We start from the raw sequence: 14,224 nt of genomic DNA, 5'->3' as shown, positions 1-14,224 counted from the left end.
AGGCCGGCCCAAGCACGCGTTCGCTCGTTTCGGGGAAGCGCCGGGGCCGTCGCCGTATCGCCCGGCGCGGGGCTGCGACCCTTCCTCCATGCCCCCCATGGAACAGTTGGAAGACAGCGGCCCCGACGTCGGCGCGGTGCTGTCCCGGATGCGTGCCCTGGACTCGGCACTGCCCGCGCGGGACGGGATCGCGGTCTTCAACCGCGTCTATCTCACCGTGACGCGGGAGGTCGGCCGGCACATCGACGACGGCCGGTTCACGGACGCGCGGGCCGCGAACACCCTCGGCGTGCGGTTCGCCGAACGGTACCTGAGAGCGGTGGACGCGGCGGCGGCCGGCCACCGGCCGCCGGCCTGCTGGCGGCCGCTGTTCCAGTTCCGCCGCCATCCCGGCATCCGTCCGCTGCAGTTCGCGCTGGCGGGCATCAACGCGCACATCGGCCACGACCTGGCGCTGTCCGTCGTCGACACCTGCCAGGCGCTGGACTGCGAACCGGTCGCGCTGGAGGACGAGTTCGAGCGGATCGGCGATCTCCTCGTCGCGCTGGAGGAACGGATCCGCGAGGACCTGATGCCGGGCCCCGACCTGTTGCAGATCGCCGACCCGCTCACCCACTTCCTCGGCTCCTGGAGCCTGGAGCGCGCCCGCGAGGCCGCCTGGTCGGCGGCCCGCGCCCTGTGGGCCCTGCGCCGGCTGCCGGAGCTCGCCGAGGAGTTCACCGAACGCCTCGACGCGGCCGTCGGCTTCGCGGGCCGCATGCTGCTGACGCCGCTGCCCCGCTAGCCGGGCCGGGTCCCTCCGGACCGGCTGGCGGGGCCGCGGAGGAGCCCGGGTCGGGTCGTCAGTCCTCGGGGAGTTCGACCGGCGCGATCTCGTCGTAGACGTCGCCCGGGCCGGGGTTGGACGGGTCGGTGGTGCCGCCGAGGTGGTGCATCACGCCCCAGACCGCGTTCAGCGCGGTCTGCACGGCTCCCTCGGCCCAGCCCGCGGTCCAGGAGATGTCGTCGCCGGCGAGGAAGATGCCGCGCTTGTCGTCGGGCAGCCGGTCCTGCATGAAGTGCGTGAACAGGCGCCGCTGGTAGCGGTAGTGGCCCGGCAGGTTGGCCTTGAAGGCGCCCATGAAGTAGGGCTCGTTCTCCCAGGAGACCGTCACCGGGTTACCGATGATGTGCCTGCGGATGTCGACCTTCGGGTAGATCTCGCCGAGCGACTTCAGCATGACCTCCATCCGCTCGTTCGCGGACAGCGGCAGCCACTTCAGGCTGTCGTCGCACCAGGTGTACGAGAGGCAGATGACGGCCGGCTGGTCGGGGCCGTTGTCCAGCAGGTAGGTGCCGCGGGTCATCCGGTCCGTCAGCGTCATCGACATGGTGTCCCGGCCCGTCGGGTTTCCCTGGTCGTCGACGGCCTCGTCCAGCCAGAACGGCCGGTCGACCGGCACGAACAGTTTGGACGACTCCATGTAGTGGGTGCGCTCGATCGCCGTCCAGTGGTCGATCGGGAACAGCGAGTCGTCGCACTCGATCTTGGACAGCAGCATCCAGGACTGGGCGGTGAAGATCGCCGCGGTGTAGGTGCGGATGTCGCCGTCGGCGTCGGTGACGGTGATCCGGTTGCCCGCGGTGCGGTGCAGCCGGGTCACGGCCGGGCGCGGCCGGCCGTCGGCGTGCAGCTTCGCCAGCGAGGTGCCGTGCGGCCAGTGCACGATCTTCGCGGGTTCGCGCTCCCACAGGCGCAGCGGCAGCTGCTGGGAGCCGCCGACGATGCCGCGGTGGTGGTCGTCGGCCTCGGTGTAGACGACGCGCAGGATCTCCAGGATGGAGTTGGGGAAGTCGGTGTCCCAGCCCCCGGTGCCGAAGCCGACCTGGCCGAAGATCTCACGGTGCCGGAACGACCGGAACGCCTCGGAGTCGCAGAGGAAGCCGTAGAACGTCTGGTTGTCGAGCTTCTCGACGAGCTTCGCCCAGATCTCGCGGATGCGCGGGACGTCGCGCTCGCGCATCGCGCGGTTCATGTCGGAGAAGTCGGCGCCCTCGTCGAGGCACTTGTTCCAGGCCTCGGCGACGTCCCGGTAGACCTGCGGGAGATCGTCGATCGTCTCCGCGTAGTGGCTCTCGCCCTTGAGGTCGACGACGGTCGAGGGGGTGGCCTCGGCCAGCGGGTTCGGGAAGGGCCTGGTCTCCAGGCCGACGAGGTCGATGTAGTGCTGCAGGGCGGTGGAGGACGGCGGGAAGCGCATCGCGCCCAGCTCGCAGTTGAGCGACTCGTCGCAGCCCTCGAAGCCGACGGTGCGCAGCCGCCCGCCGAGCTGGTCGGCCTCGTAGACGACCGGCTTGAGCCCCATCTTCATCAGCTCGTACGCCGCGACGACGCCGGACAGGCCGCCGCCGATGATCGCGACCTCGGTGCCGTGCGCGGTCGCGGGTATCTGTCCGAGGCCCGCCGGGTGGGCGAGGAAGTCGTCGTAGGCGTAGGGGAAGTCCGGGCCGAACATGGTGATCGGCGGCTGCTGCTCGTCGGCGTGCTCGACGGCGTTGGGCACCGTGGACGTCATGGGGTACGGACTCCTTGCGCGGGGTGGTTCGGGGAGTGGCGGGTGTCAGACCAGGGACCCGTACAGGGCGGGGCGGCGGTCCGCGAGGTACGGGTTCGCCTCACGGGAGGCGGCCAGCGAGACGGGGTCGGCGTCGGCGAACACCAGTTGCTCGGCGCGGCCGGCGCGGGTGCGGGCGATGCCGTCGGGGCCGGCCAGTGTGGACAGCCCGACGAACTCGAACTCCCCTTCCCGGCCCACGCGGTTGACGTAGGCGACGTACATCTGGTTCTCGAAGGCCCGCACCGGGATCATCGACTCGGCGACGAACTGGAACGGGTGCATCTGCGCGGTGGGCACCACCAGGAGGTCGGTGCCGGCCAGCGCGTGCGCGCGGACGTTCTCCGGGAACTCGACGTCGTAGCAGATCAGCAGGCCGACGGTCAGGCCGTTCAGCTCGGCCTGGACGACCTGCCGCTCGCCCGGCGCGAAGTGGTCCCGCTCGAAGCAGCCGAAGAGGTGGGTCTTGCGGTAGCCGGCGAGGCGGGTGCCGTCCGCCGAGACCAGCTGGACGGAGTTGTACACCGTCTCGCCGGCGCGCTCCGGGTAGCCGTACGCGACGGCCACACCGTGCCGGCCGGCGATCTCCGCGACCGCGTCGGCGGCGTCACCGTCGGCGGGCTCGGCCAGGCGGGCGATGTCGTCGCCGATCGCGTAGCCCGTCAGGAACATCTCCGGCGTGATCAGCAGTCCGGCGCCCGCGGCGGCAGCCCGGCCCGCGGCCTCGTCGAGCACCTTCAGGTTCTCGGCGGGTGAGCCGGGGCGGCCGGAGCTCTGCAGCAGGGCGGTGCGCATACGGGTTCCTCAGCGGGCGGAAGGGGGTTCGGGGGGCCACGTAGACGGTACGGTCGGCTGACCAGGCCGGACAAGGAGGAGCCGTTGCGCGCCGGTGAGGGAATCGTTGCGTGCGGGGGCCGACCGGCGGTGATTCGTTGTGCGGGGCACGGAGGGCTTTCCGGGAGCGGGCGGGCGAGGCCGCTCGCGCGGTTCCCCCGCGAGCGTCGGCCGCGGCGCGGGTGCCGGTTGGGCGGTCAGTCGTCGCCGGTCCGGTCGCGCGCCCCCGGGTGCGGGTGCGCCGCGGGCGGGCCGAGCGGTCCCCCTCCCCCCGGATGCGCGGGGGCCCGTGCGGCGCGTCGGGCGGTGAGCAGGAGGGCCGTGAGCAGGTAGGGCACGGCGAAGAGGGTGAAGACCGTGCCGTGGGATGCGGTGGTGCCCAGGGTGGCGTACACGCCGTAGACGGCCATCGTGACCAGTTCGGTGCCGAGGCCGGCGAGCGAGGTGAGGGTGGCGCGCGCGGCGCCCTCGATGCGTTGCTGCAGGCGGGCGTCGGCGAGGACGGTGGCGAGCTGGAAGCCGCCGAAGGCGACGGCGACGAGCACCATGCCGGCCGGTCGGCCCCAGGACGCGCCGGCGGCCAGGGCGACGGCACAGAGCGTGAGCAGCGCGGCGAGGCCCGGGCGGCCGAGGCGGGCCGCGGGGCCGGCCAGCAGACTGCCGACGCTGACCCCGGCCCAGATCACCACCAGCAGGTAGGGCACCGTGGCCGCCGCCACGCCGGTGTCCAGGGCCAGCAGCGGCGTGTACTCGTCGAGCGCTCCCCACACCGCCGCGACGGCCGGAACCAGCAGCAGGGCCCCACGTACCGAGCGGTCGCGCCGCGCCTCGCGCAGGCCGGCGCGCAGGGTCGCGGCCCAGCCGTCCTCGTCACCGCCGCGCACCGGCGCCCGCCGTTCCGGGAAGCGGGTGGCGACGGCCGCGGTCAGCAGACACGCGAGCACGCTCGCCGCGCCGACGAGCCGGTACCCGCCGAGCGCGAACGCCGGTCCGGCCAGCGCCATGGCCGCCATCACGGCGACCTGTCCGGCCGCCTGGGCCCGGCCCATGAGTCCGGCGTAGCGGCGGCTCTCACCGAGCCGGTCCAGTTCCTCGTAGACGAGGGCCTCCAGCGCACCGGAGCCCAGGGCGCCGCGCGCCCCCCACAGCACGAAGCCGAGCGCGAACGTCCCGTACGACGGAGCCAGCACCCACAGTCCGAAGCCGGCCGCCGTCAGCAGGGGGCCGAGCCACAGCAGCATGCGGCGCGAGAAGGCGTCGGCCCAGGCTCCGGAGGGGACCTCCAGGAGAACGCCGGTGAGCGACCAGAGGACGAAGAGGGAGGAGATCTGCCACAGAGTGAGGCCGGTGTCGGCGAACAGCAGCGCGTACACCGGGTAGAGCAGGACGAACTCGTCGAGGAACGCGTGCGCGTGGAGCGTGACGGCGAGCCGCCGGACGCCGTCGGAGGGCGCGCGCGTGGGTGAGAGAGTCATGGGGCCTTCCCGCGGGATCGGATCGGATGCCGGAGGTACGGCGTCCGAGGCGGTCCTCGGGAGGCGTGGCCGGTGGATCAATGTCGCCAGGTCATGGCACCGATGGTAGGCGGCCCGGGGCGTCCGCGCGGGAGATTCCCACGGCGGGCCGTGGCGGGCGGGGTCCGCCGGGAGAACGAGGTCTTCCGGGCGTCTCCTCCCCCGCGCGGCCACCTCTGTCGGCCCGCCGCAGGAAGCCGGCGCTGATGAGGGCGGGCGAGGATACCGAGCGAAGCCGTTTTCCGGTCCGTCTGCCGAAAGGTGCCGTCATGGACACCGCCGAGATCCCTGTCCTGCCCTTCGTCGACGCGCACACCACGGTCGTCGCGGCCGGACCGGACGCCGTGTGGCGGGCCCTCGCCGAGGTGGTGGACCGTGGGTTCCGGAGCCCGCGTTCCGTCGCCGTCGCCCGTCTGCTCGGCTGCGCGGACCGCGTCGCCACCGGCCCCCGGCCGCCGGTTCCGGGATCGGCGCTGCCCGGGTTCCGCGTGGCCGGCGCGGTACCGGGTCGGGAGCTGACGCTCGTCGGCCGTCACCGCTTCTCGGCGTACGCCCTGATCTTCCACCTGGAAGCGGCGGGGGCGGGGCGCACACTCCTGCGGGCCGAGACGCGGGCGGTCTTCCCCGGGCCGCTGGGCCGGCTCTACCGGCTGCTGGTGATCGGGACGCGCGGGCATGTGCTGGCGGTGCGGCGCCTGCTGGCCGAGGTCCGCCGGCACGCGGAGTGAGCCCGGCGCGCGGAACGCGCGCGGTGACGGTTGCCGCTCCGCGCGGTACGGCCCGGCTCAGCGGGTGGCACACGGCCCACGGGAGGGGGCTCGGCACCGCTCACCAGCTCGGCACGGTGCACCGCCCCCGGCCCTGCGCTGCCGGCCCGCGCGGCACCCGGCCCATGCGGCGAGCAGCCCCCCGCGACGGCCGGCCCGCTCAGGTGGGCGAGCCGGAGGAGTAGCGGCGCAGCAGCGGTGAGAGCACCAGCACGGACCTGGTGCGCTCCACGAACGGCTCACCGGCGATGCGCTCCAGCACCCGTTCGAAGTGCCGCATGTCGGCGGCGAAGACCTGGGCGACGGCGTCCGCGTCCCCGGTGACGGTCGACGCGGACACCACCTCCTGGTAGCGCTCCAGGCCCCGCTGGATGGTCTCCGGCGAGGTGTTGCGCCGGCAGTAGATCTCGACGAACCCCTCGGTCTCCCAGCCGAGCGCCGCCGGGTCGACGCGGACGGTGAAGCCGGTGATGGCGCCGGTCGCCCGCAGCCTGTCCACGCGCCGCTTGACGGCGGGCGCGGACAGGCCGACCATCTGCCCGATGTCCGCGTAGGAGCGGCGGGCGTCCTCGGCGAGGGCGTGCACGATGCGTTCGTCGAGATCGTTCAGCACGGTGGGTCGATCACTTCTCAGATGTTCGCGAGTCGGGAACGGCGGTGGCCGTACACGAAGTAGAACACGAGCCCGACGGCCATCCAGACACCGAAGACCACCCAGGTGACGGCGGAGAGGCTGGCCATCATCCAGACGCAGAAGGCGAAGCCCACCGCCGGCAGCAGGGGCGACAGCGGCACCCGGAAGGTGCGCGGCATCTCCGGGCGGGTCCGGCGCAGCACCACGACGGCCACGTTGACGAGCGCGAAGGCGAACAGCGTGCCGATGCTGGTGGCGTCGGCGAGCTGGCCCAGCGGAACGGCCGCCGCGAGCACTCCGCAGAACAGGGACACGATGACCGTGTTGTGCCGGGGCGCACCCGTCTTCGGGTGGACCTTGCCGAACACCTTGGGCACCAGGCCGTCGCGGGACATCGCGAAGAGGATGCGGGTCTGGCCGTACAGCACGGTCAGCACGACGCTGGCGATGGCGACGACCGCGCACAGGGCGAGCACGGTGCCCCAGACCGTCTGGCCGGTGACCTCGCTCATGATCTTGGCGAGGGCGGCCTCGGAGTCGCCGAACCGCTGCCAGGGCTGGGCGCCGACGGCGACGGCCGCGACGAGGACGTACAGCGCGGTCACGATGACCAGCGAGAGCATGATCGCGCGGGGCAGGTCGCGCTGCGCGTTCTTCGCCTCCTCACCGGCGGTGGAGGCGGCGTCGAAACCGATGTACGAGAAGAACAGCGTCGCACCGGCCGCGCTGACGCCGGCCATGCCCAGCGGCATGAAGTGGTCGTAGTTGCCGGAGCGGAAGCCCTGCACGCCGATCGCGCAGAACAGCACCAGCGCGGCGATCTTCACGACGACCATGACGGTGTTGGCGCGGGCGGACTCGCGGGCGCCGCCGAGCAGGAAGGCCATGGCGAGCAGGACCACGATCAGCGCGGGCAGGTTGAAGACACCGCCGTCACCGGGCGGCGCGGACAGCGCGTCGGGGATGGTGACACCGATCGTGCCGTCGAGCAGCTCGTTGAGGTACTCGCCCCAGCCGACGGCGACGGCGGCCACCGACACGCCGTACTCCAGGACCAGGCACCAGCCGCAGATCCAGGCGATCAGCTCGCCCATCGTTGCGTATGCGTACGAGTAGGAGGAGCCGGCGACGGGGATGGTGCCGGCCAGTTCCGCGTAGGACAGGGCCGAGAACAGGGCGGTCAGACCGGCGATGACGAAGGACAGGGTGACCGCCGGGCCGGCCTTGGGCACGGCCTCGCCGAGCACCACGAAGATGCCGGTGCCGAGGGTGGCGCCGATGCTGATCATCGTGAGCTGCCACAGCCCCAGGGAGCGCCGCAGGGACCCTCCCTCCCCCTGGCCACCCTCGGCGACCAGGCGTTCCACGGGCTTGCGGCGCATGAGGCGGGCGCCGATCCCGGGGGACGGCGGGGTGGACAGGGGGCGCTGCTGCGGGGGTGCGCCTTGGTCGAGCACGCGCTGACTCCTTCGTCGCTGCGGTCGGGCGACGGGGACCGGTGGACACTGCGGGAACCCACCGAGCGGGGTCCCCGCCACGCCACGTACAGCGCAGAACCCTATGAGCTGGGACGTTGCCCCTGTAATGCAGCAACCTTGCGCGTATCCGCATGATCATTGCGTTCATCGCCAGGTCGCGGACATTCGTTGCACGGGGGCGATGGAGCGTTGCGGATGCCGACGGACCGGACGCCGGACGAGACCAGGGCGTCCGTCCCGGACACGCCGACGGCCCCCGTCCTCCACCGGAGCGGGAGGGACGGGGGCCGACGGGAGGAGCGGAGGCCGCCTCGGAGGGACTGGCCCTCTCGGGACGGACAGAGGCCGTCGCGGAGGGTCAGTTCCAGCTGGCGTGCAGGGGCTTGCCCTCGGCGTAGCCGGCGGCGCTCTGGATGCCGACCACGGCCTTCTCGGCGAACTCCTCGAGGGAGCCGGCCCCGGCGTAGGTGCAGGACGAGCGGACGCCCGCGATGATCGAGTCGATCAGGTCCTCGACGCCGGGGCGGGCCGGGTCGAGGAACATGCGGGAGGTGGAGATGCCCTCCTCGAACAGGGCCTTGCGGGCGCGGTCGTAGGCCGACTCCTCGGACGTGCGGTTGCGCACCGCGCGGGCGGACGCCATGCCGAAGGACTCCTTGTACGCACGGCCCTGGGCGTCGTGCTGGAGGTCGCCCGGCGACTCGTAGGTGCCCGCGAACCAGGAGCCGATCATGACGTTGGAGGCCCCGGCGGCCAGTGCCATGGCGACGTCGCGCGGGTGCCGGACACCGCCGTCGGCCCAGACGTGCTTGCCGTACTTCCTCGCCTCGGCAGCGCACTCCAGCACCGCGGAGAACTGCGGCCGGCCGACGCCCGTCATCATCCGGGTGGTGCACATGGCGCCCGGGCCGACCCCGACCTTGATGATGTCCGCACCCGCGTCGACCAGGTCCTTGACGCCTTCGGCGGAGACGATGTTGCCGGCGACGATCGGCACCTGCGGGTCGAGCGCCCGGACCACCTTGACGGCGCTGATCATCGACTCCTGGTGGCCGTGCGCCGTGTCGATGACGAGGGTGTCGACGCCCGCGTCGAGCAGTTGCTTGGCCTTGCCCGCCACGTCGCCGTTGATGCCGACGGCGGCGGCGACGCGCAGCCTGCCGTTCCGGTCGACGGCCGGCGTGTAGAGGGTGGCGCGCAGGGCGCCCTTGCGGGTGAGGATGCCGGCGAGCCTGCCGTTCTCGTCCACGGCCGGGGCGTAGCGCCGGTTGGCGGTGTCGAGGGTGTTGAAGGCCTCGCGGGGGTCCATGCCGGCGTCGATCAGCAGCAGGTCCTTGGACATGACCACTTCGAGCTGGGTGAAGCGGTCGACGCCGCTGAGGTCCCGGTCGGTGACCACGCCGACGGGCCGGCCGTCCTCGTCCACCACGACACCGGCGTTGTGCGCGCGCTTGGGCAGCAGGGCCAGCGCGTCGGCGACGGTCTGGTGCGGGGCGAGCACGATGGGGGTGTCGAGGACGAGGTGGCGGCTCTTGACCCAGGCAATCACCTCGGTGATCACCTCGAGGGGGATGTCCTGCGGGATCACGACGAGTCCGCCGCGCCGCGCGACGGTCTCCGCCATCCGCCGCCCGGCGATGGCCGTCATGTTGGCGACGACCAGCGGGATCGTGGTCCCCGTGCCGTCCGGGGAGGAGAGGTCCACGCCCTGACGCGAGCCGACCGCGGAGCGGCTCGGCACCATGAAGACGTCGTCGTACGTCAGGTCGTAGGCGGGCTGGATGTCGTTGAGGAAACGCACGTGCTGCACATCCCAGTCGATCAGAGGTGACCCCCTGACAGGTGTGCCAGGGGGAAAAGAGCACGTACTTCAGTGTCCCATGGCCAGGGGCCCGGCATACCCCGTCATAACATCCAGGCTGGTCAGGACCCCTCTAGGAGGAACCTCCAAGGGCCGGCGCCACCGAACGGCCGCGATGTCGCCCCGTCCGCCCGGGACCCGCGCGGTCGCGGCGGAGCGGCCGGACCCGCCGGGGAGCGGGTCGGCCCCCGTACCACGTCCCGCCGGCCCCGCAGGCCGTACCGCGTCCCGCCGGCCAGCCCGGCCCCCGTACCGCGTCCCGTCGGCCCGCCCGGCAGGACGGGGCCGCACCGGAGCGCCCGGCGGTCGAAGCGCGGCAGCGCGCCGGCGGTGCTGCCACGGCCCGTCCGGTCCAGCGGAACCCATCACACACCGTCAGGCGCCGTCCGGGTCAGCCCGGTTGAGCGCGGGACGGGGGGTCGAGCCGGCCGCCATCAGGAAGTCGGCGGCGGAGGTGTCCGTCACCAGGCTGGTGACGAGCCCCGACCGCAGGACGGCGTCGATCGCGGGAGCCTTGCGCTGCCCGCCCGCGATCGCGACGACCTCCGGAACACGGCGGAGCTGCTCCGCCTTCACGGTGATGCAGCGCTCCCCCAGGTCCCGCCCGATCCGGCGTCCTTCGGCGTCGAAGAGGTGCGCGGCCATCTCGGCGGCGACACCGAGCGAGGCGTAGTGCGCCCGTTCCTCGTCGCTGAGCATGTCGTGCACCGTCGAGATGCCCGGCTCCCAGGAGCCGATGGAGACGCAGGCGACCGTGACCTTGTCGAAGTACTCGAAGGCCCGGGCGATCCCGGTCTGGTGGCGCAGGGCGGCCGCGGTGGCGGCGTCCGGCAGCAGCATCGGCGCGTAGATGGGGTGGGCGTCCCCGCCGGACACCTGGGCGGCGCGGCGCACGGCCTCGACCGAGCCGCGCTCGGAGGTCCCGGCGTCGTACACGCCCGTCAGCTGCACGACCGTGCAGGGCGGCAGCCGGTCCAGCGCCGCCGCCATGTGGATGGTGGACCGGCCCCAGGCCAGCCCGAGCACGTCCCCCTCGTTGACCAGCTCGCCGAGCAGGTCGGCGGCCACCTCCCCCAGGTTCTCCGGATCCGGGGTCTCCTCCGCCTCGGCCGGGGACTCCACCACGACGGCGTGCCGGAGACCGTAGCGGGCGCGGAGCGCGTCGGAGCGCTCCGCGTCCAGTTCGGCCGGCACGCGGATCTCGATCCGTACGAGATCCCGTTCCAGGGCCGTCTCCAGCACCCGCGCCACCTTGAACCGGCTGACGCCGAACTCCTCCGCGATCTGGATCTTGGATTTGCCCTCTAGGTAGAAGCGGCGGGCCATGGCCGCCGCCTGCACCAGCTCAGCGGGTCCCATCCGCATGGCTGACCGGCCCGCCGACATACCCGACACGGCGATCTCCTCACTGCTGTTCACATTCTGGATTCGCCGTTCATCCTCGCAGATTCGGCGCCGTCGATCAGCCCTGGTGGGAGCCGTTCACTTTGCTGTGGCTCAGTGGTCGCACGCCCAGCTCGCCCCGGCGGTCGCCGCCTCCGCCCGCGCGCGCAGGGCGCGCACCGCCTCCGCCGGGTCCTCGGCACCGTACACGGCGGAGCCGGCGACGAAGACGTCCGCGCCCGCCTCGGCGCACCGCTCGATCGTCGAGGCGGAGACCCCGCCGTCCACCTGGAGCCACAGCTGCAGGCCGTGCTTGCTGATCAACTCGCGGGTACGGCGGATCTTCGGAAGCATGATGTCGAGGAACGCCTGGCCTCCGAATCCGGGCTCGACCGTCATGATCAGCAGCATGTCGAGTTCGGGGAGGAGGTCCTCGTACGGCTCGATGGGCGTCGCGGGCTTCAGGGCCATGGAGGCGCGCGCGCCCTTCGCCCGGATCTCCCGGGCCAGCCGCACGGGAGCGGCGGCGGCCTCGACGTGGAAGGTGACAGAGGAGGCACCGGCTTCCACGTACTGCGGAGCCCAGCGGTCGGGGGCCTCGATCATCAGGTGGCAGTCCAGCGGGGTGTCCGTCGCGCGGGCCAGTGATTCCACGACCGGAACGCCGAGCGTGAGGTTCGGGACGAAATGGTTGTCCATCACGTCGACGTGGAGCATGTCGGCTCCGGCGACCGCCGTCGCCTCGTCCGCGAGGCGGGCGAAGTCGGCGGACAGGATGCTGGGGTTGATCTGCGCGGCCATGTGCCAAGCCTGCCATGTCCCCGAGGGGTCCGACGCATCGGGCTCCGGCGGTACTGTCGTGCGGCGACCGCGGGTCGTCGGTGGCCTGGCGCACCGGCGCACCGGAGCCGCGCGTGTCCCGGTCCCGCGCCCCTCCCAGGGAGTTGCTCATGAGGCGTCTTGAGGCGTGGAAGCAGGCTTCGGTCGGGTTCGTGTGCGGGCGGCGGTCGAAGTGGGTCGTCGTCGGGTTGTGGGTGGTGGTGCTGCTCGTCGCGGCGCCTTTCGGGGCGAAACTGAACGACGCGCAGGACAACGACGCGCAGTCGTGGCTGCCGGGGTCCGCGGAGTCCACCCAGGTGCTGGAGGCGTCCGAGGAGTTCCGGCCGGAGCAGATCCCGGCGGTGGTGGTGTACGCCCGCGACAGCGGCCTCACCGCCGCGGACCGGGCGCGGATCGCCGAGGACGTACGGCAGCTGCGGACCCTGGAGGACCACGGCGTGCGCGGCGACGAGACCCGCGGCCCGGTCTTCGACCGGCCCGCCGATCCGCGCGCCGCCCAGGTCTTCGTACCGATCACCATGGACGCCAGCGGCTGGCAGCGCATCGCCCCCGCCGTCGACTCCATCCGCGCCGAGGTCGACGACGGCGCGCCCGGGTTGTCCGTGCACATCACCGGACCGGGCGGTACGTCCGCGGACTTCGCCGAGGCGTTCGAGGGCATCGACTCCACGCTGCTGTTCGCCGCGATGGGCGTGGTGATCGTGATGCTGCTGATCACCTACCGCAGTCCCACGCTGCTGCTGGTGCCGCTGCTCGGGGTGGTGGCCGCCCTGTTCACCGCGCAGGCGCTGATCTACCTCCTCGCCCGGCACGGCGGCCTGACCGTCAACGGCCAGAGTGCGGGCATCCTCACGGTGCTGGTCTTCGGCGCGGGCACCGACTACGCGCTGCTGCTGGTCGCCCGTTACCGAGAGGAACTGCGCCGCCACGAGGACCGGCACGAGGCGATGCGGCTGGCGCTGCACCGGGCGGGTCCCGCGGTGCTCGCCTCGGGCCTCACGGTCGTGCTGAGCATGCTCGTCCTGCTGGTGGCCGAGATGAACTCCACGCGCGGTCTCGGTCCCGTCGCGGCCATCGGCGTGACCGTCGCCCTGCTGGCCATGCTCACGCTGTTCCCGGCGCTGCTGCTGGTCTTCGGCCGCTGGATCTTCTGGCCGGTGGTACCGCACTACGGGACACCCGACCCCACGGAGCGCGGGCTGTGGGCGCGCATGGGCCGCCGGATCGCCCGCCGCCCGCGTCTGGTGTGGGGTGTCACGGCGGCGGCCCTGGCGGCGCTGTCCCTCGGTCTGTTCCAGCTGCGGGCGGAGGGCATCCGCAACGCCGACGCCTTCACCGACAAGCCCGACTCGATCGTCGGCCAGGAGGTGTCCGCGCGGTACTTTCCGGCCGGCACCGGCGATCCGCTGGTCATCGTCTCCGACGTCGGCAAGGCCGAGCGGGTGGGCCGTGTGGTGGCCGCGGATCCGGGCGTCGTGCCGAGCAGCATCCGGGTGCCGCCGGGTGCGGCGCCGGAGCACGACGGCCGGGTGCTCCTGGAGGCGACCCTGACCGACCCCGCCGACAGCGCCGCCGCGAAGGCGACCGTGGACCGGGTGCGCGACGCCGTGCACGCCGTGCCCGGCGCCGACGCCCAGGTCGGCGGCGGCACGGCGGCCCTGCTGGACATGGACAGGGCCCAGACCCACGACAACTATCTGGTCATCCCGCTCGTCCTGGCGGTGGTGCTGCTGGTGCTCGCGGTCCTGCTGCGCGCCCTGGTGGCCCCGTTGCTGCTGATCGGCACGGTCATGCTGTCCCTGGCGACGGCGCTGGGGCTGAGTGCGCTCGCCTTCCGGTACGTCTTCGACTACGCGGGCGAGGACGTGGCCTTCCCGCTGTTCGTCTTCGTGTTCCTGGTGGCCCTGGGCATCGACTACAACATCTTCCTGACCACCCGGATCCGTGAGGAGGCGATCCGCCAGGGCACCCGGCCGGGCGTGGTGACCGGGCTCGCCGCCACCGGCGCGGTGATCACCTCGGCGGGCCTGGTCCTGGCGGGCACCTTCGCCGCCCTCGGCACGCTGCCCATGGTCGGTTTCGCGGAGATCGGCTTCGCGGTCGCCCTCGGTGTCCTGCTCGACACCTTCATCATCCGCTCGGTCCTGGTCACGGCCCTCTTCCTGGACACCGGGAAGAAGGTGTGGTGGCCCCACCCGCTGGCACGGCGCGACGGGGCCGCCCGGCAGGACGCCCGGCAGGACGCCTGACAGGCGCCGCCACCAGGGCCTTCACCCGGTCGAGCACCCGGCGCGCCGGTCACCACCCTCCCCGGACAGA

11 protein-coding genes are annotated in these 14,224 nt (G+C 72.7%); 3 read left to right on the top strand and 8 right to left on the bottom strand.

Annotation, left to right across the window (positions count from 1 at the left end):
* Positions 1 to 97 precede the first annotated feature (97 nt).
* Entirely contained in the window at positions 98 to 784 is a 687-nt protein-coding gene (locus AC3ET3_RS17825) for a DUF5995 family protein (RefSeq protein ID WP_432137615.1), read from the top strand.
* 58 nt (positions 785 to 842) lie between these two features.
* On the opposite strand, the gene AC3ET3_RS17820 is transcribed toward AC3ET3_RS17825, so the two are convergent.
* The 3 genes from AC3ET3_RS17820 to AC3ET3_RS17810 form a co-directional block, all read right to left on the bottom strand.
* The gene (locus tag AC3ET3_RS17820) at positions 843 to 2,555 is read right to left on the bottom strand and encodes a flavin monoamine oxidase family protein (RefSeq protein ID WP_432137552.1); all 1,713 of its coding nucleotides are present in this window, start codon (positions 2,553 to 2,555) and stop codon (positions 843 to 845) included.
* A 45-nt stretch (positions 2,556 to 2,600) separates the two neighbouring features.
* Positions 2,601 to 3,389, bottom strand: coding sequence for a carbon-nitrogen hydrolase family protein (locus AC3ET3_RS17815; protein WP_432157175.1), 789 nt, complete (start codon positions 3,387 to 3,389; stop codon positions 2,601 to 2,603).
* Positions 3,390 to 3,625: 236 nt separating this feature from the next.
* Positions 3,626 to 4,903 (bottom strand): MFS transporter, encoded by a 1,278-nt coding sequence (locus AC3ET3_RS17810; protein ID WP_432137550.1) that lies wholly within the window; start codon positions 4,901 to 4,903, stop codon positions 3,626 to 3,628.
* Between the two features lie 308 nt (positions 4,904 to 5,211).
* Between AC3ET3_RS17810 and AC3ET3_RS17805 the strand changes: the two genes are divergently transcribed.
* Positions 5,212 to 5,670 carry an SRPBCC family protein gene (locus AC3ET3_RS17805; protein ID WP_432157177.1) on the top strand — a complete coding sequence of 153 codons (459 nt, stop codon included), beginning with the start codon at positions 5,212 to 5,214 and terminating at the stop codon, positions 5,668 to 5,670.
* Positions 5,671 to 5,869: 199 nt separating this feature from the next.
* On the opposite strand, the gene AC3ET3_RS17800 is transcribed toward AC3ET3_RS17805, so the two are convergent.
* The 5 genes from AC3ET3_RS17800 to rpe form a co-directional block, all read right to left on the bottom strand.
* Positions 5,870 to 6,322, bottom strand: a complete 453-nt coding sequence (locus AC3ET3_RS17800) for an Lrp/AsnC family transcriptional regulator (protein ID WP_432137548.1) — start codon at positions 6,320 to 6,322, stop codon at positions 5,870 to 5,872.
* Positions 6,323 to 6,339: 17 nt separating this feature from the next.
* The gene (locus AC3ET3_RS17795) at positions 6,340 to 7,800 is read right to left on the bottom strand and encodes an amino acid permease (protein ID WP_432137547.1); all 1,461 of its coding nucleotides are present in this window, start codon (positions 7,798 to 7,800) and stop codon (positions 6,340 to 6,342) included.
* Between the two features lie 379 nt (positions 7,801 to 8,179).
* Positions 8,180 to 9,622: a GuaB1 family IMP dehydrogenase-related protein gene (locus tag AC3ET3_RS17790; RefSeq protein ID WP_432137546.1), complete on the bottom strand. Its 1,443-nt coding sequence runs from the start codon at positions 9,620 to 9,622 to the stop codon at positions 8,180 to 8,182.
* A 435-nt stretch (positions 9,623 to 10,057) separates the two neighbouring features.
* Positions 10,058 to 11,101, bottom strand: coding sequence for a sugar-binding transcriptional regulator (locus AC3ET3_RS17785; protein WP_432137545.1), 1,044 nt, complete (start codon positions 11,099 to 11,101; stop codon positions 10,058 to 10,060).
* A 78-nt stretch (positions 11,102 to 11,179) separates the two neighbouring features.
* On the bottom strand, positions 11,180 to 11,866 hold the full coding sequence (rpe, locus tag AC3ET3_RS17780; protein WP_432137544.1) for a ribulose-phosphate 3-epimerase: 687 nt from the start codon (positions 11,864 to 11,866) through the stop codon (positions 11,180 to 11,182).
* 149 nt (positions 11,867 to 12,015) lie between these two features.
* Here rpe and AC3ET3_RS17775 point away from each other — a divergent pair, with 149 nt between their 5' ends.
* The gene (locus AC3ET3_RS17775; protein ID WP_432137543.1) at positions 12,016 to 14,154 is read left to right on the top strand and encodes an MMPL family transporter; all 2,139 of its coding nucleotides are present in this window, start codon (positions 12,016 to 12,018) and stop codon (positions 14,152 to 14,154) included.
* Positions 14,155 to 14,224 lie beyond the last annotated feature (70 nt).

The sequence above is a fragment of the Streptomyces sp. bgisy159 genome (genome assembly GCF_057707805.1).
The sequence above is the reverse complement of the archived record's forward strand: the minus strand, read 5'-3'. Positions and strand labels throughout refer to the sequence as shown.